Below are 25,923 nucleotides of genomic sequence, written 5' to 3'. Positions count from 1 at the left end.
TGTCGCGGCCGGCGCTCCGGTCGCTGCCGAGGTGCCAAGCGCGCCGCGTCCCGATCGCCCGCCGCGTCGCGACGACCGGCCTCGCCAGGGGCAGCCGCCCCGCGGCGACGGAGCCAACAGGGGACGAAGCGAACAGGGGCGTCCAGAAGGCCGGCCCGAGCAGGGGCGCGGTCCGCGTCCCGATTTCAAGCGCGACGGCCGCCCGGGCGGGCCACGCCGCGAAGATCGCGGCGGCGAGCGCTTCCAGCAGCCGGTCCGGCCACGGCCGGCGGAACGCGAGCCCGATCCGGATTCGCCCTTCGCCAAGCTCGCCGCGCTCAAGGCCCAGCTGGAGGGGCGCAAAAGCTAGACAGTGCAGCAGCCGGACCGGACGCTACCGGACCGGAGGTCTTCAGGAGAAAGTCGGCCGGTGCGGCAGGATCGTCAGCGTCTCGACAAATGGCTCTGGTTCGCACGCTTTGCCAAAACGCGCGGTCTGGCGGCGCGTCTGGTCGAGGACGGTCATGTCCGGGTCGATGGGCGCAGGGTCGAGACGCCCTCCCACGGCCTCAAGCTCGGCGACGTGCTGACGCTGGCCCTGCCCCATGCCACGGTCGTCGTGCGGCTCCTGGCGCTGGGTGAGCGGCGCGGCCCCTATGACGAAGCCAGGCTGCTCTACGAGCGGCTCGACGATGGCGGGCGCGGCGATCCGCCGCTTGCCGGAGACGAACCCGAGGAATAAACGGTTATCGTTTGTATGCATATGAATTTGGGATGGTTCGCGCTTGCGGGAATTTGTTCTCCCGCGCGGCCCGGCGGGAGTAAATCCTGCTGCGGAACACGGCGAATTCAGTCTTGAAACCCGGGCGTGTCGGGGCTTTATGGGCTGTTGAGCGGATGAGGAAGGACTGGCGACTATGACCTATGTGGTCACTGAGAATTGCATCAAGTGCAAGTACATGGACTGCGTCGAAGTCTGTCCGGTCGACTGTTTCTACGAAGGCGAGAACATGCTCGTCATCCATCCCGACGAATGCATCGATTGCGGCGTCTGCGAGCCGGAATGCCCGGCCGAGGCGATCAAGCCCGACACGGAGCCCGGCCTCGAAAGCTGGCTCCAGCTCAACACCAAATACGCATCGTCCTGGCCTAACATCACCCAGAAGAAGGAAGCGCCCGCCGATGCGAAATCCTTCGACGGCGTCGCCGGCAAACTCGCGGAACATTTCTCGCCGGAGCCCGGCGAAGGCGATTGAGCGCCGACGCCGCCTTGACCATTGCCATGTTAACCAAACCGGCCATGCCTACGGTCTGGCCGGGGCGTTTTCGCGTTTACCTTTGATTCGGCGTGTTTTTTGTGCTATGCATTGAAACAGTCGAAGTCGTTCCGCATGCCCCTGCGAGGTTCCACAAACGGGGCGCTCTCTATGATCCGCGCGATATCAGCCTCCGGTCGGTTGCCGGGGTGCGGTCGTCCGTTTTTTTGGGGTTCGCATGAGACGATCGACTGAGGGAAGCGTGGCGCATCCTGTCTGGTCCCCGTGACCGGAGCGTTTGCGCCCTGCAGAGTGTGCCCGGTCATTCCGACCGGGGACGTACCATGTTGAGCCCGCGTCAAGCGGTCCGGTCAGGAGTCGTAACGGCATGTCGATGGTGAAGAAAGCTGTTGTGCGCTTGGGTTTCAAGACGGGCGAGTTCGTCGTCTATCCGTCCCACGGCGTCGGCCAGATCACGGCGATCGAGGAGCAGGAAGTCGCCGGCTTCAAGCTCGAACTCTTCGTCGTCAGCTTCGCCAAGGACAAGATGACCCTGCGCGTGCCCACCGCCAAGGCCGCCAGCGTCGGCCTGCGCAAGCTCGCTGACGCCGAGAGCGTCACCAAGGCCCTGACCACGCTCACTGGCCGCGCCCGCGTCAAGCGCACGATGTGGTCGCGCCGCGCCCAGGAATACGAGGCCAAGATCAATTCGGGCGATCTCGTCGCCATCGCCGAGGTCGTGCGCGATCTCTATCGCTCCGAGGCGCAGCCTGAGCAGTCCTATTCCGAGCGCCAGCTCTACGAGGCCGCCGTCGATCGCATGACCCGCGAGATCGCCGTCGTCGACGACGTCACCGAGACCGAGGCGCTCAAGAAGATCGAGGGCCAGCTCGCCAAGGCGCCGCGCCGTCTCGCCAAGGGTGAAACGCCCGAGGCGGCTGAGGGCGAGATCGAGGGCGACAACGACGACATCGCGGAAGAAGCCGCCTGAGGCTGCTTCCACTTTCGGAATAAGAAAACCCGGCGGTCACCCGCCGGGTTTTTTGTCGCGGGCGTCCTCAGGATGAGGGCTGTGTTTGTCGTCAGCGGATTTTTCCGTCCAGACCGGGGCTCGTCCTTCAAGCCGCACCCGTCTCCGCCGCGAGAAACGCGACCGAGCGGTCCCAGGCCAGTTTCGCCGCCGCTGCATTGTAGCGCTCGGCGCTGGTGTCGTTGAGGAACGCGTGGTCGACATCGGGGTAGATGACGATCTCGTGCCGCGTTCCGGCAGCCTTCAGCGCCTTTTCGTAGTCCGGCAGCATCTGCACCAGCCGCGTGTCGCGCGAGGCGTGCTGGATCAGAAGCCGCGCCTTGATCTGCGCCACCTTCGCAAGATCAGGCGAGCGGCCATAGAACACGACGCCGGCCGAAAGCTCGGGCGCTGAGACCGCGAGATCGTTGACCACCCCGCCGCCCCAGCAGAAGCCGATCGCTCCGGTCTTGCCGGTCGCGTCGGGCCGCGCGGCCAGGAGCTTGAGCGCGGCGCGGCCCTGCTCGATCGCCCTGTCGGCCGACAACTGGCCAAACAGCGCGCGCGCTGCATCGGGGTCGGCCGGCGTGCCGCCGAGCGGGTTGAGAAAGTCGAGCCCGAGCGCGGAGAAGCCCGCCAGCGCCATCCGGCGCGTGACATCCTCGATATGCGGGTTCAATCCGCGATTCTCATGGATCACCAGCACGCCGCCGCGCTTCGCGCCCGTCTTCGGCGTGACGAGATAGCCCTTCAGCGCAACGCCATCGACGGTCTGATCGAGCCGTGCCGCCGTGATGCGGGTATCGTCGGGCGCGATCTGCTGGGCATGGGCGTAATTGGGCTCCAGCAACGCCAGCGCAGCCTCCGCGGCCGCCGTCGAGCCGGCGATGGCCATCAGCCTGCTCATGAAGACGCGTCGGTCGAGCGGCTTGTGGGTGTATTCGTCGTAGAGTTCGACGATGCGACGATCCAGAGCCATCCGCCCCTCCCCTTGGTGTCCCCGACGTCTCGACGTGGCCACAGATTAACGTTCGTTCAGGAACGAGTGATCCACGCCTGCGTTGCGCCCGTAGAATGCCGAGGATAGCCATAAGGAGGCGGTCATGAGCGAGATCGCAGGCGTCGATCGCAATTTCGTGAAGGCCGCGATGTCGGCCCCCTTCCTCGCGCGTGACGAGGAGCAGGAACTGGCGCTGCGCTGGCGCAGCGACGGCGACCAGGCCGCGATGCACAAGCTGACCTCCGCCCATATGCGCCTCGTCATCGCGATGGCGACGCGCTTTCGCCATTACGGCCTTTCGCTCGCCGATCTCATCCAGGAGGGCCATGTCGGCCTGCTGGAGGCTGCGGCGCGCTTCGAGCCGGCCCGCGAGGTGCGCTTCTCGACCTATGCGACCTGGTGGATCAGGGCCTCGATGCAGGACTACATCCTGCGCAACTGGTCGATCGTGCGTGGCGGCACCTCCTCCACGCAGAAGGCCCTGTTCTTCAATCTGCGTCGCCTGCGCGCCAAGCTTACGCGTGGCGGCGAGGAACGGATGACGGACGCCGCCTATGGCGCGATCGCGGCGCGAATCGGCGTCAGCCGCGCCGACGTCGCCTCGATGGATGCGCGCCTGTCGGGCCGCGACATCTCGCTCAACGCCACCATCGGCGAGGACGACGGCGCGGGAGCCGAGCGCATGGACCTGCTGCCCGACACAAGCGCGCTGCAGGACGAGGTCGTCGGCGACGGCATCGACACCGGCCGCAGGCTGGGCTGGCTCGAGGCGGCGCTGGCGGTGCTGTCGGAGCGCGAGCTCAGGATCGTGCGCGAGCGCCGGCTGGTCGAGGAGAGCTGCACGCTCGACGCACTCGGCCATCGTCTCGGGATTTCCAAGGAACGCGTCCGGCAGATCGAGACCCGCGCGCTGGAGAAGCTGCGCCGCGCGCTGCTGGCGCAGCATCCGCAAGGCGCGGCCACGCTGATCTGAAGCGCTGCTATTCCGCGACGATCTTGTAGCGCTGGCCCGGCGCCAGCGCACCGCCGCGATCAAGCCCGTTCAGGACATTGAACAGTTCGAGCGCACGGTCCTGGTTGGGCATGCGCGCGGCCATGCTCGCGGCGTTGTCGCCCGCAGCCGCGGCGACGAGGCGAATCTGCAGCGGCCGGGCGGCTTGCGCCTCGGCCGGCGTCAGGGCTCGGAAACTGTCGAGCACCGCGCGCATCGGCCGCTCCGGATCGGAGCCGCCTTTCGCCGCGAGGATGAAGCGGTAGACCCGCCCGCCAGTCTGGATCGCAGCGAGCCGAAAGGTCCAGTCCGTGCCCTTGCCCGAGGCGATGACGGCCGGCTGGCCGGCAAGGTCGAGCGTCTCGACGCCGCTGGTCTCGACGCCCTCGATCCAGCCCGAGGCGACATAGGCCTCCAGCGTCTGGTCCGGCTTCAGCGTGACGGAATCGAAGCGCAGCGCCTGCGCGCCATTGGCGCTGACGCCGATCACCATGTCGCGCGCCGATTCGAGATTGAAGCCGTCGGGCGCGGTGAAGGCGATGCGCAGCGCGCTGTTGAGATAGCGCCGGCCGCGCACCACCCCGTCGCGCGGATCGTCGCCATAGGCGATGCCGTCGATCGCGGCGAGCCATTTGCCGGCGTCGCGCTCGCCAATGCCGGGCGCGCCGATCTGGCGGGCGGCATTGGTGACGGCGGCCACGCGCTCGGGCGTCGAGGGGTGGCTCGACAGGATGTCCAGCCGCTTCTCGTCGGAGCTCTGGCCTTGCCCGGCATTGCGGAACGCGGTGTTGCGGCCGAGCGCCGCGAGGAAACGCCCGGCGCCGTAGGGGTCGTAGCCGGCGCGCGAGATGTTGCGCACGCTGATCTGGTCGGCCGTGAGTTCCTGCTGCCGCGAAAAGCGCGCCAGCGAGAGCTTTGAGCCGGCCTGCACCGCCGCGCCCGCCGCAGGATCATTCAGCACCTGCGAAACGACATTGCTGACGAGCGCCGATTCAAGCTCTTTCTCGGCGCGCTCGACCGCGTGCTGGGCCGTGACATGGGCGATCTCATGGGCGAGCACCGAGGCGATCTCGGCAGTGTCGTTGGCCAGCGCCAACAGGCCGCGCGTCACATAAAGCCGGCCATTGGGCAGCGCGAAGGCGTTGACCACCGGCGAATTCAGGATGGTGATCTCGTAAGCGCCGATCTGGCCGTCGCTGGCCTTGGCCAGGCGCTGCACGACTTCGTCGAGCATGGCGCGGGCGTTGGGCGCGCGATACTCACCGCCAAACGCCGCCAGAAGGCGCAGATGCTCGGAATCCGAGGCGCGCTGGATCGAACTGACGCGCGGCGCAACCTCTCCATCGCTCGGGCGCTGCGGCGGCAGCAGCACGTTCTGGTCGCCGGCGCAGGCGACGAGCAGCAGCGCCGGCAGCGCGAGCGCCGCAAGCCGGTTCATGGTGATGCGAGGTCCATGTCGCCAGAACGCCAGCATGCGGGTCAGTCGATCAGCTCCAGAGCGAGCGCCGATGTCACGTCGAGCAGGAGACCATCCTGCCCCGAGAGCACGCCGCGGGCCCGCACGCGTTTACCGTTCAGGCCGCTCGCGGTCCAGCCGGCATCCTGCATCTCACGCCACAGCTTCCGCGACATCACGATCGACCCGGCCTCGGCGCGCCGCCGCGAGAAATTGAGATAGGTCCGCTGCGCCCGCTCGCCGACCGAGGCGACCGTGCCCTCGATCGCCACCAGACGCCCCGCCTGCACCTTCAAGGCGGCAATATCGTGACCATCGACGACCCCATCCGCCGGGGTCGGCAGCGCTGCCGGCTGCGCTTTCGCGGCGGGCGCCCGGGCGGCGGGCGCTTTCGCGATGCGCCGGGGCGCGGCGCAACCGGCCAGCGCCTCCGGCAGTTTCGAGGCCGCGCCGCTGCCGGTCAGCGCGACCGAAACATCGAGCGGCTCGACGCCTGCCTCCTCCGACACCAGCAGCAGCCGCGCCGGCTGTCGACCCCAGCGGTCGACCCCGCCAAGCGCCACGAGCCTGACATCGCGGCCCTGCCATGCGGCGATCCCGGCAGCAAAGCGGGCCTGCTCGGCTGAATCCTGGCGCGGCGCGATGCCGACGAGCCGCAGCGTCCGGCCATCGGTCAGCACGGGATCGCCGGCCGAATCGAGCCCGGCGAGTTTGACCGTCGGCGTCTCCGGCGTCAGGCCGAGGCAAGCCTCGAGCGCACCGGCCGGCCCGGAAAAGCGCAGCGCCACGACAAAAGCGACGAGAAGAGGCTTCACCGGCATGGTGATTATGCTACACGGTTTTTCGCGCGTCCCGGTAGCTCAGCAGGATAGAGCACAGGTTTCCTAAACCTGGGGTCAGGGGTTCGATTCCCTTCCGGGACGCCAAAATCCTTCGATAGCGATGACGTGCGGGCCGGCGGGCGGGCGAAGACGCTTCACCGCGCGAAAACCGATCAGGTCCCGGGCAGGCGTCTGCGTGCGATCGCCGCGTGGAAGCGCGCGCCATGGAGCAGCCCGGCATCGTCGAAGTCGTAATTCGCGTTGTGGAGCGGAGCCGACGCCTCGCCATTGCCGACGAAGACGAAACAGCCCGGCACATGGTCGAGAAAGCGGGCGAAATCCTCCGATCCGGTCATCGGTTCCCGCGCGACCGCGACGCCACCGTTTCCGAACACCTCGCGCGCCGCCGCGAAGGCTTCATCGACCAGCGCCTCATCGTTGAGCAGCGGCACGAATTCGCGCGTATAGGTCACCTCCGCACTGACGTCGTAGGCCAGCGCCGTGCCTTGCGCGATGATCCGCATCTGCTTCTCGATCTCGGCGCTGATCTGCGGCCTGAAGCTGCGCGCGTCGCCGAGGATGCGGGCCTGCCCAGGCAGCGCGTTACGTGTCCCGTCGGTGATCAGCTCGGTCACCGAGACGACGCCGATCTCGGTCGGGCTCAGGCGTCGCGAGACGATACTTTGAAGATTGGTGACGAGCGCGCAGGCCGCGACCAGCGTCTCCCTGCCGTCGTGGGGGCGGGCGGCATGGCCGCCGATACCGGTCAGCACGATCTCGAAATTGTCCTCCGCCGACATGATCGGGCCTGGACGCGTCTCGAACCGGCCGATGGCGAGGCCGGGCATGTTGTGCAGCCCGTAGATCTCCTCGAAGGGGAAGCGCTCCAGCAGGCCGTCGGCGATCATGGCGAGCGCACCACGGCCCCATTCCTCGGCCGGCTGGAAGATGAAGCGGACGGTCCCCTCGAAGCCACCCTCCTCGGCCAGCGTCTTCGCCGCGCCCAGCAGCATGGCGGTGTGCCCGTCATGGCCGCAGGCATGCATGGTACCCGGCGTAAGCGAACGATAGGAGGCCTGCCCCTGCTCGGCGATGCGCAGCGCGTCCATGTCGGCGCGAAGCGCGATCGAACGGTTGCCCGCGCCACGCTTCAGCGTGCCGACCACGCCCGTGCCGCCGATGCCCTCGGTGACATCGTCCAGCCCGAATTCGCGCAGCTTTGCTGCGACGAAGCGCGCCGTCCGCGTCTCCTCGAAACCGAATTCGGGATTGGCGTGGAGATCGCGCCGCCAAGCGGTCATGGCCGCGTGGAGCGCGGCCGGATCGGTCTTCGTCACGCTGGTGTCCCCCGCCGCTGCGCCGACGATCAAGTCCGGCGCATCCATAGCGGGGCGCGGTGACTATGTCTTGCCTGCACGCCGCAAAACGAACCTCATCGCGATGCAGTTCACGCCGCCTGTTTCGGCGCCGGGCCGATATAGACCGACTGCGGCCGGATCAACCTGCCGCCGGCGATCTGCTCCTGCGCATGGGCGATCCAGCCGATGCTGCGGCCGATCGCGAAGACGCAGGTGAAGCTGTCGGGCGGGAAGGCCAACGCCTCCAGCAGCAGCGCCGTGTAGAACTCGACATTGGTCTGCAGCGCCCGATTGGGCTTGCGCTCGCGCAGGATAGCGAGCGCCGCCGCCTCGACGGCTTCCGCAAAAGCAAGCCGGCCCGATCTCGCGCCAAGCTTGCCGATGGCGCGCTTGAGCGCGTCGGCGCGCGGATCGCGCACGCGATAGATGCGGTGGCCGAACCCCATCAGCCGGTCGCCGCGTTCGAGCGCCGCCTCGAGCCAGGCGCGGGCGTCGGACGCCTCGCCGATGCTATCGAGCATCTCGATCACCGGCCCCGGCGCGCCGCCATGCAGCGGCCCCTTCAGCGCGCTCAGGCCCGCCAGCACCGCCGAGGTCAGCCCGGCCTGGGTCGAGGCGACGACGCGGGCGGCGAAGGTCGAGGCGTTGAGGCCGTGATCGCAGACGGTGACGAGATAGGCGTCGAGAGCCGCCGCCTGCGCGGGGCCGGCGGCCTCTGCGGCCATCATCCTCAGGATATCTGCCGCGTGCGGCAACGCCGCATCGGGCGCAACCGGCGTCAGTCCCCGCCTTGCCCGGATCACCGCCGGCGTGAACACGGCTGGAGCCGCCAGCAACCGCATCGCCGTCGCGACATCGTCGCCGTCTGCGAGGCGCGCCATCAGCGCGCGAACCACCTCGACCGGCGCGCGCGCAAGGAGCCTCGGATCAAGCGCGCCGACCTCCGCGAAAACCTCCACCCGGCCGCGGCCGAGCGCCGCCGCGAAGGCGTCGCCGGAGGGCAGATCGGGAAAGAACCCGTCGAGCATCAGTTCAGCAGCCTGCGCGAAGCTCGTGCGCCCGGCGAGTTCGTCGAGACCGTGGCCACGGATGATCAGGCGGCCCGCCGCGCCATCGACCTCCGACAGCACGGTCCGCGCCGCGACAACATCCTCAAGCCCGTCAGACATCGCAAAACTCCCTTCGGCAACGCCTTGAGAATCGGGCTTGCGCGAAGTAGAATCAATCTTGAACCATAAAATCAATGTATGGCGATGAGCGACTGGCTGACGGCTCGGGAGGTGATGACGCGGCTGCGGCTGAAACCGCAGACGCTCTACGCCTATGTCAGCCGGGGCCGGATCGAGGCCAGGGCCGATGGCGACGACCCGCGCCGGCGGCTTTATCGCGCCGCCGACGTCGCGCGGCTGGAATACCGCAAGTCGCGCGGTCGCAGGGTCGCCAGCATCGCCGAGGATGCGATCGCCTGGGGCGAGCCGGTGCTGGCCTCCAGCATCACGACGATCGCGCATGGCCGGCTGTGGTATCGCGGCCAGGATGCCGAGCTGCTGGCGAAGTCGGCGCGGCTGGAGGATATCGCGCGTCTGCTCTGGGCCTGCGGCGAGGCGCGCTTCCCGACGCAGATCAATCTCATCGCACCCGGCAGCGGCCAGCAGCGGATGTTTGCGATGATGGCGGCCCGCGCGGCGAACGATCCGGTCATCGCCGGCCGCACCCCAAAGGCGCTCTATTTCGAAGCCGCCTCCGTGCTCGACGCTCTTGTCGACGCCGTTGCCGGCGGTCCGGGCGAAGGCCCGATCCATCAGCGTATCGCCCGCGCCTGGGGCTGCGACGCCAGGGGAGCCGAGTTGATCCGCATGGCGCTGGTGCTGCTGGCGGACCACGAGCTCAACGCCTCGACCTTCGCGGTCCGCGTCACCGCCTCGACGCGCGCCTCGTTTGCGGCCTGCGTACTCGCCGGCCTCGCCGCGCTGACGGGGCCGCTGCATGGCGGCATGGCGCGCCGTGTCCGCGCCTTTCTGGACGAGACCAGACGCGACGGCGTCGACACGGCGGTGCGTTCGCGCCTCGAAACCGGTGCGCCGGTTCCGGGCTTCGGGCATCCGCTCTATCCCGATGGCGACCCGCGAGCGCGCTGCCTGCTCGCAGCTTTCGCGCCGCCCCCTGAATTCGAGGAGGTCCGACGCATCACCGAGACGATCACCGGCGAGATTCCAAATATCGATTTCGCGCTGACGGCTTTGGCTTCGTCCCTCGGCCTGGATCACGACGCCTCGTTCCAGATCTTCGCGGCGGCGCGCTGCACCGGCTGGATCGCGCATGCGCTGGAGCAGTTCCAGACCGGACGGCTGATCCGGCCACGGGCGCGCTATACCGGTCCGGCGCCCGACGCGGGCCATGCGTCCTGACCTGTGCTGCTGACGCGCCTTGTCGTCGCCGTCATGCAGGTGGGCGCGCGGGGCATCCTGGAAAACGGGTGGCATCGGCGATGGCGTGCTGAAATAGTCGGCGCTGGCATCGCTCACGGCGCAGGCCGCACTGACGACAGCGGGGACGGGACATGGCCGGCAGTTCGGGCAAGATCCATATCGGCATCGGCGGCTGGGTGTTCGAGCCCTGGCGCGGGGCGTTCTACCCTGCCGGCCTGTCGCAGAAGCGCGAGCTCGAATATGCCGGTTCGAAGCTGACCTCGATCGAGATCAACGGCACCTATTACGGCTCGCAGAAACCCGAAAGCTTCGCCAAATGGCGCGCCGAGACGCCCGACGGCTTCATGTTCGCGCTGAAGGGCTCGCGCTACGTGACGAACCGGCGCGTGCTGGCCGAGGCCGGCCCTTCGATCGAGAAATTCGTGACCAGCGGGCTCAGTGAACTGAAGGAGAAGCTCGGCCCGATCAACTGGCAGTTCATGGCGACCAAGGCCTTCGATCCACGGGATTTCGAGGCCTTCCTCAAACTGCTGCCGGCCGAGGTCGACGGGGTGAAGCTGCGGCACGCCGTCGAGGTGCGGCATGGCAGCTTCAGCTCGCCGGATTTCATCGCGCTGCTCAGGGAGTACAAGGTCGCCGCGATCACGGCAGGCGATTCCGACTTTCCGCAGATCGCCGACGCGACCGCGCCCTTCATCTACGCCCGGATCATGGGCACCAGGGAGGCCGAGCCGCTGGGCTACCCGGAAAAGGCGCTCGATAGCTGGGCTGAGCGGGCAAAGGCCTGGGCGGAAGGCGGCGTTCCGGCCGGTCTCGACACCGCCTCGCCGGTCGCAGCCGCGGCGACCGCCCGCGACGTCTTCCTCTACGTGATCAGCGGCGACAAGGTGCGCAACCCCGCCACCGCCATGGCATTGATCGAGCGCGTCGGCGGCAAGGGCTGACCGTCAGGCAGGGTCGGCGGGCAACTCCTGGCAGACATCGACCCATTCGGCCTGCGTCAGCTCGGCCATGCGGATCGGGCTGATGCGGACGGCGCTCTGCGTCGAGCCCGCCGCCGGCACCACCTCGTCGAAGGCCTTCAGCGAGACATCGCAATAGACCGGCAGCGGGTGGCTGAGCCCGAACGGACAGACGCCCCCGACCGGATGGCCGGTGATCGCCGCGACCTCATCGGGATCGAGCATGCGCGGCTTGCCGCCGAAGGCAGCCTTTGCCTTGCGGTTGTCGAGGCGGGCGTCACCTCGGGCCACCACCAGCACGACGCGCTCGCCGATGCGCAGCGACAGGGTCTTTGCGATGCGCGCCGGCTCGACGCCATGAGCGGCCGCCGCCAACGCGACGGTCGCGCTGCTCTCGGGCGTCTCGATGATCGCGATCTCGGGCGCATGCGCGGCGAAGAAGGCGCGGACGGATTCGAGGCTCATGGCGCGTCCCGATTCATGGCTGCGTCCTGCCAAACCACCAGCGCAGCAGCCAGGCGACGGCTGCGGGAACGCCGAAGACCAGCACGAAGATCGGCCATTCCTGCGCGGCGCTGTAGCCGGCGCGGTTGATGCCGATCCAGAGATTGATCATGGCCGCGACGAACCAGAGCGGAACGAAGATCTTGGCGGCGAAGACGATCGGCTGTGCGCCGGCGGCCTTGAGCCGCGGTGAAATCAGCAGCAATAGGCCAAGCAGGGCAAAGCCGGCTGCGAGCATTCTGACAGTGTGCATCAGGCCTCCTTCGGCTGCAGCGACATCGCTTCCCAGGCCGCGACGATGACGAGGACGGCGCTGGCACAAAGGCTGAGCGCAAGCGGGGCGAGCATGGTCGCGGCCGGCGCGAGCAGCAGGAGCAGGCCCAGCCCGACCAGATGCGACAGCGGAAACCAGCCGGCGGTGACGCGCTTGAACAGCAGATTGCCGGCGAGGTAGAGGACGGGCCCACCGATGACCGCGAGCGCGACCTTGACCTCGGTATGGCCGCCGGGATGGGCGATGACGAATTCGTCCCCGACCGCGACCAGGATGATGCCGGCGACCAGCAGGAGGTGGACATAGGTGTAGGCCAGCCGGGCGATACGGCCGGGATCATGCGAATGGGCGATGCGCTCGCTCGCCCGTTCGGCGCCGATGTGGAAGTAGATCCACCACATCGCGATGCTCGACAGGAAGGCGTTGGCGAAGGCGGCGAGGTTTGCCGGCGTCACCGACAGCTTGGCCGCCGTCGCGCCCGTGACCAGGATCGATTCGCCGAGCGCAATGATGATGAAGAGCGCGCAGCGCTCGGCGAGGTGTCCGCCCTCGACATCCCAGTCCGCCGTGGTCGAGCGTCCCAGCCCCGGCACATAGAAGCCGATCGCGGGGGAGGCGAGTTCGAGGCCGAGCGCCACGGCCCAGAGCGAAAAGCGCGTCGCGCCCTCGCTGAAGCCGCCCGCGATCCAGAACAGCCCGGAAAGCACGAGCCAGAGCGTGATGCGCTGGAAGTTGCGGTAATTCGCCGGGCTGTGCGCCTTCAGGCTCGCCAGCGTGAACAGGCTGCGGCCGAGCTGGATCGCGACATAGGCGCAGGCGAAGACGGGGCCTCCGGCGCCGAAGGCCTGCGGCAGCGACGCCGACAGGACGAGGCCGGCGAACATCAGCGCAAACAGCATCAGCCGGACCGGCGTGGTCTCGGGATCGAGCCAGTTGGTGACCCAGCTCGTATAGATCCAGACCCACCAGACCGCGCCGAGCAGCAGCGCCGCCTGCGCCAGCCCTTCGCCGGAAAAATGTTCCAGCAGCGTGTGCGAGATCTGGGTGATGGCGAAGACGAAGACGAGGTCGAAGAACAGTTCGACGAAGGAGACCTTCGCGTGCTGGTGTTCGGCGCGCTTGCGCAGAAGCGCGCCCCGTTTGCTGCCCTGCGTCATACCGCCCTCGTCGCCGCGGGTTCCAGCATAAAGCCAGCCGCCGCCTGCGGTCGAGCCGCCCCGGCCCGCCTAGTGCCGGAAATGGCGGTGGCCAGTGAAGACCATGGCGAGGCCGGCCTCGTCGGCGGCCCTGATCACCTCGTCGTCGCGCATCGAGCCGCCGGGCTGGATCACCGCCGTCGCTCCGGCCTCTGCCGCCGCGAGCAGGCCATCGGCGAAGGGGAAGAATGCGTCCGACGCCACGACCGAGCCCTTGGCCAGAGTCTCGGACAGTCCAGCAGCCTTCGCCGCCTCGCCAGCCTTCCAGGCGGCGATGCGCGAGGAATCGACCCGGCTCATCTGGCCAGCGCCGATACCGACGGTCGCGCCGTCCTTCACATAGACGATGGCGTTCGACTTGACGTGTTTGGCGACGCGGAAGGCGAAGCGCAGATCGGCGAGTTCGGCCTCGCTCGGCTGGCGCTTGGTCACGACCTTGAGCTCCATGTCGTCGACGACGGCGTTATCGCGCGACTGGGCGAGGAAGCCGCCCGAGACCGTGCGCAGCGACAGGCCGGTGGCGCGCGGGTCCGACAGGCCTCCCGTCAGGAGCAGGCGCAGGTTCTTCTTGCCCGCGATCACGGCGATCGCCTCCTCGTCGGCATCGGGCGCGATGATCACCTCGGTCAGGATCTTGACGATCTCGCGCGCCGTCGGCCCGTCCAGCATGCGGTTGAAGGCGATGATGCCGCCGAAGGCGGAGACGGGGTCGCAGGCCAGTGCGCGCGCATAGGCCTGCGCGAGATCGGCGCCCGTCGCGACGCCGCAGGGGTTGGCATGCTTGATGATGGCGCAGGCCGCCGAGACCGCCGGATCGAACTCCGAGACGCATTCGAAGGCGGCGTCGGTGTCGTTGATGTTGTTGTAGGAGAGTTGCTTGCCCTGGAGCTGGCGCGCGGTCGAGACGCCGGGCCGGTGTTCGGGCGTGCTGTAGAAGGCGGCCCATTGATGCGGGTTTTCGCCATAGCGCATGCTCTGGACGAGCGCGCCGCCAAGTGCGCGGAAAGCAGGCGCGGTGTCGCCGAGCTCGTTTGCGAACCAGTTCGAGATCGCGGAATCATAGGCTGCCGTCCGGGCATAGGCCTTCTGCGCGAGCTTGCGGCGCAGCGTCAGCGTGGTCGAGCCCTTATGGGCGTTGAGGTCGTCGAGGACCGCCGCATAGTCGGCAGGCTCGACCACCACGGCGACGTCGTTGTGGTTCTTGGCGGCGGCGCGGATCATGGCGGGGCCGCCGATGTCGATGTTCTCGATGCAGTCATCATAGGGTTTGCCTGCCGCGACCGTCGCCTCGAACGGATAGAGGTTGACGACAAGGAGGTCGATCGGCGCGATGCCATGGCCGATCATCGAGGCCTGATGCTCGGGATGGGAGCGGATCGCCAGCAGGCCGCCATGCACCTTGGGATGCAACGTCTTGACGCGGCCATCCATCATCTCCGGAAAGCCGGTCAGGTCGGAGACGTCGGTGACAGGCAGGCCGGCCTCGGCGATCGCTTTTGCGGTGCCGCCGGTCGAGACCAGCGCGATGCCGAGCCGGTTCAGCGCGCGGGCGAAATCGATCAGGCCGCTCTTGTCGGAGACGGAAAGAAGGGCGCGTTCGACGCGGCGAAGCTCTGTCGGCATCTGGGCTGAAGTCCGGTGCTGGATCGAGAAAAGGCGGTTGCGGGCGGGCTATCACGCCGGGCCGCTTAAGCAAAGCGCCGACGCCGCAGGGCGCTCAGGCGTCCGGCGTCACAGCAGCCGGCGGCTCCATTGCCGCGGGCTCCGCGCCCGTCCTGCCTGGGCGCGGCGACGCGGCGCTGACGCGGCTGAAGCGCCAGCCGATCTGCGGCGTCGCGACAGCGTCGAAACTCAGGCAGAGCTGATCGCTGCGCCGCCGTCCGTCGACCGAGGCGAGGAAGATGCTCTCCTCGATCGTCACCGCCAGCCCGCCCGCCTCAAAAGCCCAGACCTCGCCCGATGGCAGGGCCAGAAGCGCGCCCTCGCCTTCGCGAACCAGGCTCGCCTTGACGCCCGGATGGAGATGGAAGCGCGCCACGGCCGGCAAGGCGCCGGGCGTCCCGGTCAGCACGATGCCGTCCTCGCCGGTCAGGGTCGCGCCGTCGCGCGCGAGCACCAGACGGCGGGTGTGGACCGCGCCGAGGCTGCGGCGATAGCCGTCATGGCTGGCAACCCATTCATGCCCGGCTTCGGTCTCCTGCCGGGCGACGCGGACATCCTTCGGCCCGGAGACGATGCGCCGTTCGCCCAGAACCAGGCCAAAATTCGCGCTGGAGCGTTCGTCGAGCGTGACCGTCGAGTGCGCCGCGGTCGTGCGGGCGGCGAAGCGAAGCTCGGGCGGGCCGAAACGGTTCGCCCCGCAATTGACGACGATGCGCTGGGCGGCGCTGGAGAATTCGAAGGCGAGGCAGCCGGCATGATGCTCGATCGAATGCGCGCCACGCGGCGGCGCGCCGGCATCGACCACGACGATGCTGAGGTCTCCGGTCAGCCGGCCATAGCCGGAATAGGCCGCATGCTCGATCGGCCGGGCGCGGGCGTCGTCATAGGCAGCCAGCGTCGCCATCAAATCGGGCGGCGTCGTGCCCATCCCGTTGAACAGGGCGAGCGAGCCGTCGCCGTGACGGAAGAGGCGCAGATGCGGCATCATCCGCTCGATCGCCATCATGACGCCGCGCGGCGGCTCCATGCCGCGCGCGGCGAAGGTCTCGCGCAGCGGCAGCAGGTCGAGCAGGAGTTCGATCAGCAGACGCGGATTGCGGCTGAGGTGGCCGCCATCGGGCAGGATCTGGTTGTCGAGCTCGTCGGACAGGGCGATGTCGTAGCGCCGGCGGCGGCCGTCCTGGCCATCCAGGCTGATCGTGGCGAAGGAGACCGCGATCAGGCATTGCAGGCGGGCTGCGCCCTCGACCGAGCCCGCAAGCGCGAGCGTCAGACGGTCGGTCAGGCGCGAGACATGGCGCAGGAAGCGCTCGTAGAAGGCGTGGTCGGCGCCCTCCAGCAGCAGTGGCGAATGCGAGAGCAGCGAGATCAGTCGCCTTGCCGCAACCTGGGGGCGACGGGCGATATCGTCGCGGTCGCGTTTCCTCGCGATAAAGTCCTCGACGAGCGCGCGCGCATTGGCGCGGGCGATCGCAGTGTCGGCGGCCCGCATATGGCGCAGCCAGCCGAAGCCCCCGAGCGCCTCCGCCCAGGCCTCGCTCGGGGCCTCGCTGTCGAAAGGCGATTCGCCATGCGTGCGCAGCGTGCGACCGGCGAAGGAGTAATACCCCGAATAGATGTCGCTCGCTGTCGTCGGATCGGCGGTGCGCAGATCATGGGGCGCGAAGAGCAGCCGCGTCGCCTGCTTGCGGCTGAACGGCCATAGCCTGCGCCCGACGCCGACGAATTGGCCACGCGTCCGCCGTGCCGCCCGGCCCAACGCCGCCTGGGCCAGTCCCCGTCGCTCAGACCAGCCGCTCAATGACCTCGCACGCCCCGACCCAACGCATGACGCCCCCGCCATGCGAATCCCGGTGCCGTCATAGCCTGATCAGGCGGCTCGCGTAAAATCCGGCCCAGCCCGAAAGACGCGGGCTCTCCCCGGCGAGTTGATGCGGCAGCGTGCGCAGATCGCCATGACGGTCGATCGCGCCGGCAACGCCGCCGATCTCGTCGACTGTAACGGGCGCGCGCCTGAAATCAGGATTTTCGGCGAGGAACGTCTCGATCTGCTGCTCGCCCTCCTGCGGCTCCAGCGAACAGGTGCAATAGACCAGCCGTCCGCCGGGTTTCGTCAACCGCGCGGCCGCCTCCAGCAGCCGCGCCTGCAGATGGCTGAGCTTGTCGCGATCCTCCGGCACCTTGGTCCAGGCGACGTCGGGATGGCGGCGGATCGTGCCTGTCGCGCTGCAGGGCGCGTCGAGCAGGACGGCGTCGAAGGGCTCGGCCTGCCACAGCGTCACGTCCTTGGTGACGATCTCGGCGTTCAGGCCGAGCCGCTCAAGATTGGCGCGCAGTCGGCGCAGGCGCGGGCCCGAGCGATCGACGGCGGTGACAAGAGCGCCGGCGGCTGCGAGCTGCGCCGTCTTGCCGCCGGGCGCGGCGCAGAGATCGGCGATGCGCTCGCCGGCCTTGGGCGCAAGCAGGCGCACCGGCAGCGCGGCGGCGGCGTCCTGCACCCACCATGCGCCCTCGTCGAAGCCCGGCAGACTGGCAATGCCCTGGCGCTCGCGCAGCCGGATCGAACCGGTCGGCAGGGCCAACCCGTCGAGCTTCTCGGCCCAGCCGGCAAGTCCTTCACCGGTCGTCTCGCCCTTGATCGAGATGTCGAGCGGCGGCTCGTCGCGATGGCTCGCGGCGATGGCGGCGGCGGTCTCCTCGCCATAGCTCTCGATCCAGCTTTCGGCGAGCCATTCGGGCGTATCGAGGAAGGGATCGAGCGCCTCCGACAGGATGGCGTCGCGCTCGCGGGCGAGCCGGCGCAGCAGCGCGTTGCCGAGCGAGACATAGCGCGAGGAGCGGGCATCCTCGTGCAGATGGCGGATCGCGAGATCGACGGCGGCGTGGTCGGGCACGCCGAGGAACAGGATCTGGGCCGCCGCCGCGACGATGATCGGCTCGAACAGCCCGGAATTGCGCGGGCTGCCGCGCTCGAGCCGGGCGTTGATCGCGTGCTGGATCGTACCGAGCCGGCGAAAGGCGGTAATGGCGATGGCGCGCGCCAGCCCGGCATCGCCGGGATCGAGCTTGAACGCAGGCGCGAGGCGCTCGAAGGTTTCGTCGAGCGCCAGCCGCGCCTTCAGCACCTCGTCGATCAGCGTCGCGGCGAGGCGGCGCGCCGGCAGGCCGGGCGCGGACTCCGCCGCGTCGGCTTCCGGCTCGGTGGTGTCTTGGCTCGCGCCCGCTTGCTTGACCATGTCAGCCCCACGGTCCCGGCTGGTGACCACTTGGCTGGCGATCGCCGGCCCACGGGCCCTGGCTCGCAAAGCCACCGGACGCGTCCACGCCCATGCGCTGCGCCTGCTCCATCAGCGCCGCGATGCGGTTGCCGGTATCGGGGTGGGTCGAAAACAGGGAATCCATGCCGCGTCCGCTCAGGGGATTGATGATGAACATGTGCGCCGTAGCAGGCTTCGCCTCCGCCGTCTCGTTGGGAATGTGCTCGACGGCGCCGGCGATCTTGGCAAGCGCATTGGCAAGCCAGACCGGATTGCCGGCGATCTCGCCGCCCAGCCGGTCGGCCTCGTATTCGCGCGAGCGCGAGATCGCCATCTGGATCACCATGGCCGCCAGCGGGGCGAGCACCGAGATCAGGATCTGGATCAGAAAATTCGGCCGGTTCTCGCGCGAGCCGAAGAACATGCCGAAGCTGGTCAGCGACGAGATCGCGCCGGCCATGGTCGCCGTGATCGTCATGGTCAGGGTGTCGTGGTTTTTGATATGCGCCAGCTCATGCGCCATCACGCCGGCAAGCTCCTCATAGGTCAGCGTGCGCAGAATGCCGGTCGTCGCCGCCACCGCCGCATTCTGCGGATTGCGGCCGGTGGCGAAGGCGTTGGGCTGATCCTCCTGGATCAGGTAGACGCGCGGCATCGGCAGGTTCGCCCGCGCCGCCAGATCGCGCACCATGCCGTAGAGCTCGGGCGCGCTCGTCGCGTCGACCTCCTGCGCGTTATGGGCCGACAGAGCCAGCCGGTCGGAGTTCCAGTAGCTGAACAGATTGGTCGCGGCCGCGATGGCGAGCGCGACCAGCATGCCGCCCGCGCCGCCCAGAAGGTAGCCGACTGCGCCAAACAGCGCGGTGAGGCCGGCCATCAGCATGAAGGTGCGGACGTAGTTCATGGTTCTCCTCGAACGGATATGGCGTCTGGCGCGGCGGATTTGCCCTCCCAAAACGCAAGCTTGGGCCTTATGTGGTGAGGCGCATGCCGTCGCTGCAAGTGATCCCACCCGCAAACGATCTCGCCGACAAGAGAGTCAGATGCCCGTCAAGCCCCACCCCGAAGCGCCCGCGCCGGCAAAACCGCTTACGCCGGCGGCCCAGCGGGCGCTGGCCGAAGCACAGGCGCGCCGCGCGGAAATCGACGCGCGCGCCTCCAGTCTCGGCCGCGACAAGGAACTCAACGGGCGCGGCGGGCTGGAGCCGGTCCGCTATGACGACTGGGAAGTGAAGGGCATCGCGAGCGATTTCTGAAGCCGCTGTTTTGGCTTCGCTTCATCCGCACTGGCCCGACTCGGAATTCCCGAAGCGGCGAGATGTGAACGGCGGTGAGTGTCTGAATGTTGCCAATTGGCTCTGCTGTCGCCAAGAAGCGGCTGAGCAGGGAATTGGCGACATCCGATGCAGACAAACGACAAACCTCTCGCGGCGTTGCGGCGTCTCCTCGGCGAGGCGCATGACAAGCTCGGGCTGAAGCTCGGCTTCCGGCTCTGGGACGGTTCAAGCGTCCCGGCGGACTGGTCTGCGGACGCCATCGCCATCGCGATCCGCGACCCCGGCGTGGTCGCGGCGCTGGTGCGGCGGCCGACCCTCGACCGGCTGGTCAACCTGCACATCGCCGACCGCATCGCCATCGTCAACGGCTCGATCTTCGATCTGGTCGCGGCAAGACCGCAGGGCAAGGTCGGGCGTCTGGCGAAGCAGATCCCGAAAGGCGCCGTCTTCGACGTCGTCCGCCGCTTCGCCTTTCAGCCGGGCGAGGCGCCGCCCGCGATCAGCCATCGCGAGGGCGACACCAGCGCGCCTGGTGGCGATCCGGCGGTCAACAAAGCCAATATCGCCTATCACTACGACGTTTCGAACGCCTTCTATCGGCTCTTTCTCGACGATGAGATGGTCTATAGCTGCGGCTACTTCACTGAGGATCACCACGACATCGGCCGCGCCCAGCGCGACAAGCTCGACATGATCTGCCGCAAGCTGCGCCTGAAACCCGGCGACCGCTTCCTCGACATCGGCTGCGGCTGGGGCGCGCTCGTCTGCCACGCCGTGCAGCACTACGGCGTCGAGGCCCATGGCGTGACGCTGGCCGAGGAGCAGCTGAAACTGGCGCGCGAAAAGATCGAGAGGCTCGGCCTCTCCGACAGGATCACGCTGCACTTGAAGGATTTCAGCCAGCTCGAAGGCGAGTTCGACAAGATCGCCTCGATCGGCATGTTCGAGCATGTCGGCATCGCCAACCACCCCGCCTATTTCAAGGCGGTGAACCGGCTCCTGCGCCCGCAGGGCCTCTACCTGCACCACACCATTGCGCGCCGCGCCAAGAAGACCGACCGGGCCTTCAACCACAAGCCGCCGGAATACAAGGCGATCGTGCGCTACATCTTTCCCGGCGGCGAACTCGACCATCTCGGCATGTCGATCACCAATCTGGAGCGCGCCGGTTTCGAGGTGCATGACGTCGAGGGCTGGCGCGAGCATTATCAGCGCACCACCCGGATCTGGTGGGAGCGCCTAAACGCGCGCAAGGCCGAGGCGGAAGCCGAGATCGGACCGGAGCGGACGCGGACCTGGCTGCTCTATCTCGCCGGCGTCTCGCTCGGCTTCGAGCGCGGCGGCCTGATGATCAACCAGACGCTGGCCTCGAAGCGCCGCAAGGGCGCGTCCGAGGTGCCGCTGTCGCGGGCCGATCTGTATCGCTGAGCGGGATCGGCAGCGCCATGGTCGGCCTTGAGCCGACCATCTCCCGCTGGAGATTCTCAGGCCGGCGCTATGCTTCGCCCGAGAATGACGGCGTCACTTCTTCACGAAGAGGTCGAGCTTGCCGTAATGCTCGGCCAGCACATAGTAGAAGGTCAGCCGCGACTTGGTCTTGTCGGCCTTCATGTGTTCGCAGGTCGCCTTGATCGAGGCGTCGAGATCGGTCGTCTTGAGGCCGAGCTTCTTCTTCAGGAAATTCTCGCGGACGCGGTCGAGTTCGGCAGGGTCCGAGCAGGCGACATAACGCGTGTCGGCCTTACCCATGACGAGGGCGTAGGATTTCGACATCCCGGCGAATGCCGCCTCGTTGAGCGGCTTCTTGGCGAATTTCTTGACGTCGGCGAGATGATCCATCTTTAGCCCCTTGTGGGCCCGGCTGTTGCGCGCCGGGCGTGTCTGGTGTCGCGCCCTGAAACGTTAACGCGCTTTTTTGTCGCAGGCGAGGGCCAGCTTCGATCTGACCAGGCTTTTTCGATGCTGCATTGCGTCATCGGCGCTTGCGCCGGGATGCGCCGGGGATATGCCGGCTCCCGCGCGGAGGCGGGTTGAGAGATGCCCGGCAAGATGCTGCGATGCAGCGCGAAACAGGTGGAGTTTTTCACAGCGATGAAGCCAACGATCCTGATGGCGCCGCGCATGCCCGCGCGCCTCACACAGACGCTGCAGGAGCGCTATACTCTGCTCGGTCCGATGGAGCGCCCTGCGCCCGAGATGCTGCCGCAAGGCGCCGATGCGGCGCAGGTTCTGATCACCGTCGGTGGCTGGAAGACCGAGGCCGCGTTGATCGACGCCTTGCCGAAGCTTGGACTGATCGCCTGCTACGGCACCGGCATCGAAGGCGTCGACCGCGTCCACGCCAAGGCGCGCGGCCTCCTGCTCAGCAATGCCTCGGACGCCAATGCGACGAGCGTCGCGGAGTTCGCGATGGGCGCGCTGCTGGCCTCGGCCCGGCAGATCGTCTCGGGCGACCGTTTCCTGCGGGCCGGGCGCTGGAAGGGCAATGGGATCGAGCGTATGGCCCATGTACCGGGGCTCGCCGGGCGCAAACTCGGCATTTACGGCCTCGGCGCGATCGGCGCCCGCGTCGCCACCCGCGCCGCCGCCTTCGACATGGAGATCGGCTACCACAACCGCTCGCGCCGGCCGGAGCTGCCCTATCTCTATCACGACAGCCTGATCGGGCTGGCGGAGTGGGCCGATGTGCTGATGGTGGCCGTGCGCGCCAGCAGCGAGACGCGCCATGCGATCAACGCCGATGTCCTGCGTGCGCTCGGGCCGCAGGGTCATCTGGTCAACATTTCGCGCGGCATCGCGGTCGACGAGGCGGCCTTGTGCGAGGCGCTGGAAACGGGCGTGATCGCCGGGGCGGCGCTCGATGTCTACGACAACGAACCCAATGTCTCCGAGCGATTGAAGGCGCAGGAGAAGGCCGTGCTGACGCCCCACATCGCCGCCAATGCGGAATCGGCGCAACTTGCCCAACAGGAACTGCTGCTCGGCAATCTTGATGCGTTTTTTGCGGGCAAGCCGCTGCTCTCGGGTGTGACGCTTTAAGGCTACAGCCGTTCGCGTTCAGGTTGACTTGACGTTGTCATCCCGGGCGCAGCGAAGCGGAGACCCGGGATCCATTCCTGAACCTCTTCCATCAGCGTTCCGGAATGGATCCCGGATCGGCGCCGCTTCGCAGCTTGTCCGGGATGACCCGCAGGGTGATTCACGCAGGAGGCGAGATGATCTGGATCGTCCGTCAATGAAAACGCCAGATCCGCATAAGCGGGTCGGGCGCAAACAGAGATGACAGTCTACAAGGGCTCAGTGACCTTCGTCGAGGCCGCCGACATGCTTCTGGGTGTAAAGCTCGATGCCGATGCGCGCGATCAGCTCGAGCTGTGTTTCGAGGAAGTCGATATGGCCTTCCTCATCCTTCATCAGCGCCTTGAACAGGTCCTCCGATGGGTAGTCGCCGACCTCGCGGCAGTATTTCGCCGCTTCCTGATAGAGCGCGCGGGCCTCGACCTCGGCCTTGAGGTCGCATTCGATGACCTCCTTGACGCTCTCGCCAATGCGCAGCGCGTCGAGCGTCTGCATGTTGGGAAACCCTTCAAGGAACAGGATGCGGTCGACGAAGCGGTCGGCATGGACCATCTCCTCGATCGATTCCTTCTTCCAGGTCTTGGCCATCTCCTTCAGACCCCAGTTGTCGAGGATCCGGTAATGCAGCCAGTACTGGTTGATCGCGGTGAGCTCCGAGCGAAGCCCCTTGTTGAGATATTCGATGACCTTCTTGTCACCCTTCATGGCGGCGCTCCTCGGCGGTACATTAGAATGATCCTAATGTAGACACGTGCGCAGCGAAAGGAAAGGATGAAATGCGCGCTTGCGCGCTTTTTCGGGCCCCGTACTAGGCCGCGCGTTCGCTGGCGAGCACGAGCCCATCCATCATCTGGCCGACGACATGGGCCGCCGAGATGTGGACGGCGCATTCGATATCGCGGCTGGCGCAGGAGCCGCACTGCGTCATGCAGGCGGCCTTGGCCTCGGCGAGAATGGCGCGGACCTGCCGCGCGCAACGCCCGCAGCTCGCGCTGCAGCCGAGACAGTCATAGGCCTGCCCCGCGGTCGCCGGGCCACTGCCGTCAGGGGCGATCGTGCCCTTGATCTGCCGGCACGACAGGACATTGCAGGAGCAGACGATCACGCGTGCCGCCCCCCGGCAACGCGCATCTCGCTCTCCTGGCCATCGGCACGGCGCAGCCGCACGATGACCTCGACGGAGGAGATCTCCATGCCCTGCGGAGCCTGGGGCAATCCGGCGACCTGAATGGTCGAGCCGGGGATGTCGACGACGGTCTCGTCGTCCTCATTGTAGAAATGATGATGCTCGGAGACGTTGGTGTCGAAGAAGGTCTTGGGTCCCGACACCGAGACCTGGCGCAGCAGGCCGGCTTCCGAGAACTGGCGCAGCGTGTTGTAGACGGTCGCCAGCGAAAGCGGCTCGCGGGCGCGGATCGCCTCCTCGTAGAGCATTTCGGCCGAGACATGGCGGTCGCCCTTGGCGAAGAGCAGCCAGCCCAGCGCCATGCGCTGCCGCGTCGGCCGGAGGCCGGCCGTGCGCAGGCGCGTCTTGACGGCGCTGATCGGGCAGGAGGTCGGGCTTTTCTGCGGCCACGGGATATGGTCCGCCATGATGCGGGGCTGACCGAGTTCCTTCGCGGACAAAATGCTCATCGACGACGCCTTCCAACAATGCCGGATCTCCGGCCCCGCAGTTTAGAAAATATCTAAACTACTGATATCGTTGTTATATTTGTCGCAGCCGTCGGCATATGTCAATTCCGGAGCGGCTGCGACATTGCGCATCACCCGAAATGTGAAGCGCTCAGTGCCCCCCGCCGGCCGGCGCGGCCTTGGGCGGCTTGCGCATGAACAGCGCCAGCAGCACGAGACTGGCAAAGACGAAGGTGAGCCCAAGGAAGACGTCGCCGAAGGCCATGATCAGCGCCTGCTTGTGGGCGCGCTGGTTGATCAAGGCGAGCGCCATCGACTGCGCGGCGTCGCCGAAATCGACGAAACGCTGCGTCATGTTGGCGAGGCTCTCCTCGGCGACCTGCCGGCCGGCGGAGACCATTTCATGCAGCCGCGTGATGTGCAGGTCGGTGCGCGTGTTGAGCATGGTGTTGATCAGCGCCAGCCCGACCGCGCCGCCGAGATTGCGGGTCAGGTTGTAGAGGCCCGACGCGTTCTTGAGCTGGGCCGGCGGCAGGGTGCCGAGCGCCAGATTGTTGATCGGCACCATGCACAGCATCAGCGAGACGCCGCGCAGGATCTGCGGCAACAGAAGCTCGTAGAAATCCCAGTCCGAGGTGATGAAATGGGCCATCCAGGTGCCCAGCGCGAAGCCCGCGAAGCCGATCATCATCTGCACGCGCGGATCGATTTTCTGCGACAGCCGGCCGGCGATCGGCGCGGTCAAGAACATGCACAGGCCGGTGACGAACATGGTCTCGCCGATCTGCAGCGCGTCATAGCCGCGAATGCGCCCGAGATAGACCGGGTAGAGATAGGTCAGCCCGTAGAGCCCGATGCCCATGGTGAACGAGAACAGCGAGCCGAAGGCGAAGTTTCGGTTGGTGAAGGCGTAGAGATCGACCAGCGGATCGTCGCGCGTCAGCGCACGCCAGAAGAACAGCACGGCGCCGGCGACCATCAGCACGCTGAAGGCGACAATCTCGGGACTGTCGAACCACTCCAGCCGCGTGCCTTCCTCCAGCACATATTCGAGGCTGCCGAGGAAGGCCGCCATGCCGGCGAGGCCAAGCCAGTCGAAGCGCTTGAGCAGGCCGGCCTGCGGCTTGTCGAAATCGATCAGGTTCCAGGCCGCAATCGAGACCAGGATGCCGGGCACGACATTGACCAGAAACAGCCAGTGCCAGGAGAAGGCGCTACTGAGATAGCCGCCGACGGTCGGGCCGATCGTCGGCGCGAGCGTGGCGACGAGCCCGATCAGCGGCGAAACGATCGGCCGCTTGGAGGCCGGGAAGATGGTGAAGGCGGCCGCGAACACGCCGGGGATCATGCCGCCGCCGATGAAGCCCTGGATCGCGCGCCACAGGATCATCTCGTTGATCGAGGACGAGGTCGCGCACAGGATGCTTGCGACGGTGAAGCCCGCTGCGGCAAACGAGAAGAACACCCGCGTCGAGAGCGCCCGGCTGAGATAGCCAGACAGCGGAATCATGATGACTTCGGCGATCAGATAGGCGGTCTGGACCCAGGCGATCTCGTCGGACGATGCCGACAGCCCCGCCTGAATCTCGGCCAGCGAGGCCGAGACGATCTGGATGTCCAGGATCGCCATGAACATGCCGAAAACCATGGCGATGAAGGCGAAGATGCGCCGCATCGGAATGGCGTCGGAAGCCGGGGGCGCTCCGGCGGGGCTGCTCAGGGTCGCGGTGGCCATGATGACTTCTTCTTCCAGCCAGACGCGTCGTCATTCCAGACAAG

26 protein-coding genes, 1 tRNA gene and 1 pseudogene are annotated in these 25,923 nt (G+C 67.4%); 11 read left to right on the top strand and 17 right to left on the bottom strand.

The genetic code is table 11. The features are described 5' to 3' along the window. The 4 genes and pseudogenes from AC1DZY_RS21915 to AC1DZY_RS21900 form a co-directional block, all read left to right on the top strand. Positions 1-349 (top strand): annotated as a pseudogene (locus AC1DZY_RS21915) (helicase); the annotation flags it as partial. A gap of 60 nt (positions 350-409) precedes the next feature. After that, entirely contained in the window at positions 410-721 is a 312-nt protein-coding gene (locus AC1DZY_RS21910) for an RNA-binding S4 domain-containing protein (protein WP_476822272.1), read from the top strand. Between the two features lie 175 nt (positions 722-896). After that, entirely contained in the window at positions 897-1,235 is a 339-nt protein-coding gene (fdxA, locus tag AC1DZY_RS21905; RefSeq protein WP_476822271.1) for a ferredoxin FdxA, read from the top strand. Between the two features lie 388 nt (positions 1,236-1,623). Continuing rightward, positions 1,624-2,226, top strand: coding sequence for a CarD family transcriptional regulator (locus tag AC1DZY_RS21900; protein ID WP_476822270.1), 603 nt, complete (start codon positions 1,624-1,626; stop codon positions 2,224-2,226). A 127-nt stretch (positions 2,227-2,353) separates the two neighbouring features. On the opposite strand, the gene AC1DZY_RS21895 is transcribed toward AC1DZY_RS21900, so the two are convergent. After that, the gene (locus AC1DZY_RS21895; protein WP_476822269.1) at positions 2,354-3,223 is read right to left on the bottom strand and encodes a dienelactone hydrolase family protein; all 870 of its coding nucleotides are present in this window, start codon (positions 3,221-3,223) and stop codon (positions 2,354-2,356) included. A gap of 124 nt (positions 3,224-3,347) precedes the next feature. On the opposite strand from AC1DZY_RS21895, the gene AC1DZY_RS21890 reads away from it, so the two are divergent. Then, positions 3,348-4,217 (top strand): RNA polymerase factor sigma-32, encoded by an 870-nt coding sequence (locus AC1DZY_RS21890; RefSeq protein ID WP_476822268.1) that lies wholly within the window; start codon positions 3,348-3,350, stop codon positions 4,215-4,217. Between the two features lie 7 nt (positions 4,218-4,224). Here AC1DZY_RS21890 and AC1DZY_RS21885 read toward each other — a convergent pair whose 3' ends face one another. Both AC1DZY_RS21885 and AC1DZY_RS21880 read right to left on the bottom strand, forming a co-directional pair. Beyond that, a complete protein-coding gene (locus AC1DZY_RS21885; RefSeq protein WP_476822267.1) occupies positions 4,225-5,673 on the bottom strand; it encodes a M48 family metalloprotease in 1,449 nt (482 codons plus the stop codon). 41 nt (positions 5,674-5,714) lie between these two features. Beyond that, a complete protein-coding gene (locus AC1DZY_RS21880; protein WP_476822266.1) occupies positions 5,715-6,512 on the bottom strand; it encodes a hypothetical protein in 798 nt (265 codons plus the stop codon). 28 nt (positions 6,513-6,540) lie between these two features. On the opposite strand from AC1DZY_RS21880, the gene AC1DZY_RS21875 reads away from it, so the two are divergent. After that, positions 6,541-6,617, top strand: a tRNA-Arg gene (locus tag AC1DZY_RS21875). Positions 6,618-6,685: 68 nt separating this feature from the next. Here the strand turns inward: AC1DZY_RS21875 and AC1DZY_RS21870 are convergent. Beyond that, positions 6,686-7,813: a M20 aminoacylase family protein gene (locus AC1DZY_RS21870; RefSeq protein WP_476822277.1), complete on the bottom strand. Its 1,128-nt coding sequence runs from the start codon at positions 7,811-7,813 to the stop codon at positions 6,686-6,688. Between the two features lie 146 nt (positions 7,814-7,959). Beyond that, positions 7,960-9,039 (bottom strand): citrate synthase/methylcitrate synthase, encoded by a 1,080-nt coding sequence (locus tag AC1DZY_RS21865; RefSeq protein ID WP_476822265.1) that lies wholly within the window; start codon positions 9,037-9,039, stop codon positions 7,960-7,962. An 84-nt stretch (positions 9,040-9,123) separates the two neighbouring features. On the opposite strand from AC1DZY_RS21865, the gene AC1DZY_RS21860 reads away from it, so the two are divergent. Next, positions 9,124-10,278, top strand: a complete 1,155-nt coding sequence (locus AC1DZY_RS21860) for a citrate synthase family protein (protein WP_476822264.1) — start codon at positions 9,124-9,126, stop codon at positions 10,276-10,278. Between the two features lie 152 nt (positions 10,279-10,430). Continuing rightward, positions 10,431-11,243 carry a DUF72 domain-containing protein gene (locus AC1DZY_RS21855; protein ID WP_476822263.1) on the top strand — a complete coding sequence of 271 codons (813 nt, stop codon included), beginning with the start codon at positions 10,431-10,433 and terminating at the stop codon, positions 11,241-11,243. Positions 11,244-11,246: 3 nt separating this feature from the next. Here AC1DZY_RS21855 and AC1DZY_RS21850 read toward each other — a convergent pair whose 3' ends face one another. The 7 genes from AC1DZY_RS21850 to htpX form a co-directional block, all read right to left on the bottom strand. Further along, the gene (locus tag AC1DZY_RS21850; RefSeq protein WP_476822262.1) at positions 11,247-11,726 is read right to left on the bottom strand and encodes a YbaK/EbsC family protein; all 480 of its coding nucleotides are present in this window, start codon (positions 11,724-11,726) and stop codon (positions 11,247-11,249) included. Positions 11,727-11,739: 13 nt separating this feature from the next. Continuing rightward, a complete protein-coding gene (locus AC1DZY_RS21845; RefSeq protein WP_476822261.1) occupies positions 11,740-12,018 on the bottom strand; it encodes a hypothetical protein in 279 nt (92 codons plus the stop codon). Further along, the gene (locus AC1DZY_RS21840; RefSeq protein WP_476822260.1) at positions 12,018-13,196 is read right to left on the bottom strand and encodes a low temperature requirement protein A; all 1,179 of its coding nucleotides are present in this window, start codon (positions 13,194-13,196) and stop codon (positions 12,018-12,020) included. The genes AC1DZY_RS21845 and AC1DZY_RS21840 overlap by 1 nt, the downstream gene beginning before the upstream one ends. A 69-nt stretch (positions 13,197-13,265) precedes the next feature. Beyond that, a complete protein-coding gene (purH, locus tag AC1DZY_RS21835; RefSeq protein WP_476822259.1) occupies positions 13,266-14,858 on the bottom strand; it encodes a bifunctional phosphoribosylaminoimidazolecarboxamide formyltransferase/IMP cyclohydrolase in 1,593 nt (530 codons plus the stop codon). 94 nt (positions 14,859-14,952) lie between these two features. Further along, complete coding sequence (locus tag AC1DZY_RS21830; protein ID WP_476822258.1) at positions 14,953-16,698, bottom strand: heparinase II/III family protein; 1,746 nt, start codon at positions 16,696-16,698, stop codon at positions 14,953-14,955. 58 nt (positions 16,699-16,756) lie between these two features. Next, positions 16,757-18,133: an RsmB/NOP family class I SAM-dependent RNA methyltransferase gene (locus AC1DZY_RS21825; protein WP_476822257.1), complete on the bottom strand. Its 1,377-nt coding sequence runs from the start codon at positions 18,131-18,133 to the stop codon at positions 16,757-16,759. Between the two features lies 1 nt (position 18,134). After that, positions 18,135-19,058, bottom strand: a complete 924-nt coding sequence (gene htpX, locus AC1DZY_RS21820; protein ID WP_476822256.1) for a zinc metalloprotease HtpX — start codon at positions 19,056-19,058, stop codon at positions 18,135-18,137. A 139-nt stretch (positions 19,059-19,197) separates the two neighbouring features. On the opposite strand from htpX, the gene AC1DZY_RS21815 reads away from it, so the two are divergent. Beyond that, entirely contained in the window at positions 19,198-19,410 is a 213-nt protein-coding gene (locus AC1DZY_RS21815) for a DUF1674 domain-containing protein (protein WP_476822255.1), read from the top strand. A gap of 147 nt (positions 19,411-19,557) precedes the next feature. Next, positions 19,558-20,859: a class I SAM-dependent methyltransferase gene (locus AC1DZY_RS21810; RefSeq protein WP_476822254.1), complete on the top strand. Its 1,302-nt coding sequence runs from the start codon at positions 19,558-19,560 to the stop codon at positions 20,857-20,859. A gap of 93 nt (positions 20,860-20,952) precedes the next feature. Here the strand turns inward: AC1DZY_RS21810 and AC1DZY_RS21805 are convergent, their stop codons facing one another. Continuing rightward, a complete protein-coding gene (locus AC1DZY_RS21805; RefSeq protein ID WP_476822253.1) occupies positions 20,953-21,270 on the bottom strand; it encodes a DUF2853 family protein in 318 nt (105 codons plus the stop codon). A gap of 252 nt (positions 21,271-21,522) precedes the next feature. Here AC1DZY_RS21805 and AC1DZY_RS21800 point away from each other — a divergent pair, with 252 nt between their 5' ends. After that, positions 21,523-22,470, top strand: coding sequence for a 2-hydroxyacid dehydrogenase (locus AC1DZY_RS21800; RefSeq protein ID WP_476822252.1), 948 nt, complete (start codon positions 21,523-21,525; stop codon positions 22,468-22,470). Between the two features lie 258 nt (positions 22,471-22,728). Here AC1DZY_RS21800 and bfr read toward each other — a convergent pair whose 3' ends face one another. The 4 genes from bfr to AC1DZY_RS21780 form a co-directional block, all read right to left on the bottom strand. After that, positions 22,729-23,214: a bacterioferritin gene (gene bfr, locus AC1DZY_RS21795; RefSeq protein WP_476822251.1), complete on the bottom strand. Its 486-nt coding sequence runs from the start codon at positions 23,212-23,214 to the stop codon at positions 22,729-22,731. Between the two features lie 103 nt (positions 23,215-23,317). Further along, a complete protein-coding gene (locus AC1DZY_RS21790; RefSeq protein WP_476822250.1) occupies positions 23,318-23,614 on the bottom strand; it encodes a (2Fe-2S)-binding protein in 297 nt (98 codons plus the stop codon). Then, positions 23,611-24,102 (bottom strand): iron response transcriptional regulator IrrA, encoded by a 492-nt coding sequence (gene irrA, locus AC1DZY_RS21785; protein ID WP_476822276.1) that lies wholly within the window; start codon positions 24,100-24,102, stop codon positions 23,611-23,613. Before irrA ends, AC1DZY_RS21790 begins: the two co-directional genes overlap by 4 nt. A gap of 193 nt (positions 24,103-24,295) precedes the next feature. Further along, a complete protein-coding gene (locus tag AC1DZY_RS21780; RefSeq protein WP_476822249.1) occupies positions 24,296-25,879 on the bottom strand; it encodes a DHA2 family efflux MFS transporter permease subunit in 1,584 nt (527 codons plus the stop codon). Between the last annotated feature and the right edge of the window lie 44 nt (positions 25,880-25,923).

The organism is Allobosea sp. P2_A10, assembly GCF_056405115.1.
Note: the sequence above shows the minus strand (reverse complement) of the source record. Positions and strands in the feature narration are given on the sequence as shown.

What these genes read in the sequence shown, in the direction of transcription:
- bfr (WP_476822251.1), bottom strand. Translation starts at nt 23,214, where the DNA reads ATGAAGGGTGACAAGAAGGTCATCGAATATCTCAACAAGGGGCTTCGC.
- AC1DZY_RS21865 (WP_476822265.1), bottom strand. Translation starts at nt 9,039, where the DNA reads ATGTCTGACGGGCTTGAGGATGTTGTCGCGGCGCGGACCGTGCTGTCG.
- AC1DZY_RS21855 (WP_476822263.1), top strand. Translation starts at nt 10,431, where the DNA reads ATGGCCGGCAGTTCGGGCAAGATCCATATCGGCATCGGCGGCTGGGTG.
- AC1DZY_RS21780 (WP_476822249.1), bottom strand. Translation starts at nt 25,879, where the DNA reads ATGGCCACCGCGACCCTGAGCAGCCCCGCCGGAGCGCCCCCGGCTTCC.
- AC1DZY_RS21885 (WP_476822267.1), bottom strand. Translation starts at nt 5,673, where the DNA reads ATGAACCGGCTTGCGGCGCTCGCGCTGCCGGCGCTGCTGCTCGTCGCC.
- fdxA (WP_476822271.1), top strand. Translation starts at nt 897, where the DNA reads ATGACCTATGTGGTCACTGAGAATTGCATCAAGTGCAAGTACATGGAC.
- AC1DZY_RS21890 (WP_476822268.1), top strand. Translation starts at nt 3,348, where the DNA reads ATGAGCGAGATCGCAGGCGTCGATCGCAATTTCGTGAAGGCCGCGATG.
- AC1DZY_RS21840 (WP_476822260.1), bottom strand. Translation starts at nt 13,196, where the DNA reads ATGACGCAGGGCAGCAAACGGGGCGCGCTTCTGCGCAAGCGCGCCGAA.
- AC1DZY_RS21900 (WP_476822270.1), top strand. Translation starts at nt 1,624, where the DNA reads ATGTCGATGGTGAAGAAAGCTGTTGTGCGCTTGGGTTTCAAGACGGGC.
- AC1DZY_RS21860 (WP_476822264.1), top strand. Translation starts at nt 9,124, where the DNA reads ATGAGCGACTGGCTGACGGCTCGGGAGGTGATGACGCGGCTGCGGCTG.
- purH (WP_476822259.1), bottom strand. Translation starts at nt 14,858, where the DNA reads ATGCCGACAGAGCTTCGCCGCGTCGAACGCGCCCTTCTTTCCGTCTCC.
- irrA (WP_476822276.1), bottom strand. Translation starts at nt 24,102, where the DNA reads ATGGCGGACCATATCCCGTGGCCGCAGAAAAGCCCGACCTCCTGCCCG.
- AC1DZY_RS21870 (WP_476822277.1), bottom strand. Translation starts at nt 7,813, where the DNA reads ATGACCGCTTGGCGGCGCGATCTCCACGCCAATCCCGAATTCGGTTTC.
- AC1DZY_RS21800 (WP_476822252.1), top strand. Translation starts at nt 21,523, where the DNA reads ATGAAGCCAACGATCCTGATGGCGCCGCGCATGCCCGCGCGCCTCACA.
- AC1DZY_RS21810 (WP_476822254.1), top strand. Translation starts at nt 19,558, where the DNA reads ATGCAGACAAACGACAAACCTCTCGCGGCGTTGCGGCGTCTCCTCGGC.
- AC1DZY_RS21845 (WP_476822261.1), bottom strand. Translation starts at nt 12,018, where the DNA reads ATGCACACTGTCAGAATGCTCGCAGCCGGCTTTGCCCTGCTTGGCCTA.
- AC1DZY_RS21805 (WP_476822253.1), bottom strand. Translation starts at nt 21,270, where the DNA reads ATGGATCATCTCGCCGACGTCAAGAAATTCGCCAAGAAGCCGCTCAAC.
- AC1DZY_RS21825 (WP_476822257.1), bottom strand. Translation starts at nt 18,133, where the DNA reads ATGGTCAAGCAAGCGGGCGCGAGCCAAGACACCACCGAGCCGGAAGCC.
- AC1DZY_RS21850 (WP_476822262.1), bottom strand. Translation starts at nt 11,726, where the DNA reads ATGAGCCTCGAATCCGTCCGCGCCTTCTTCGCCGCGCATGCGCCCGAG.
- htpX (WP_476822256.1), bottom strand. Translation starts at nt 19,058, where the DNA reads ATGAACTACGTCCGCACCTTCATGCTGATGGCCGGCCTCACCGCGCTG.
- AC1DZY_RS21815 (WP_476822255.1), top strand. Translation starts at nt 19,198, where the DNA reads ATGCCCGTCAAGCCCCACCCCGAAGCGCCCGCGCCGGCAAAACCGCTT.
- AC1DZY_RS21880 (WP_476822266.1), bottom strand. Translation starts at nt 6,512, where the DNA reads ATGCCGGTGAAGCCTCTTCTCGTCGCTTTTGTCGTGGCGCTGCGCTTT.
- AC1DZY_RS21895 (WP_476822269.1), bottom strand. Translation starts at nt 3,223, where the DNA reads ATGGCTCTGGATCGTCGCATCGTCGAACTCTACGACGAATACACCCAC.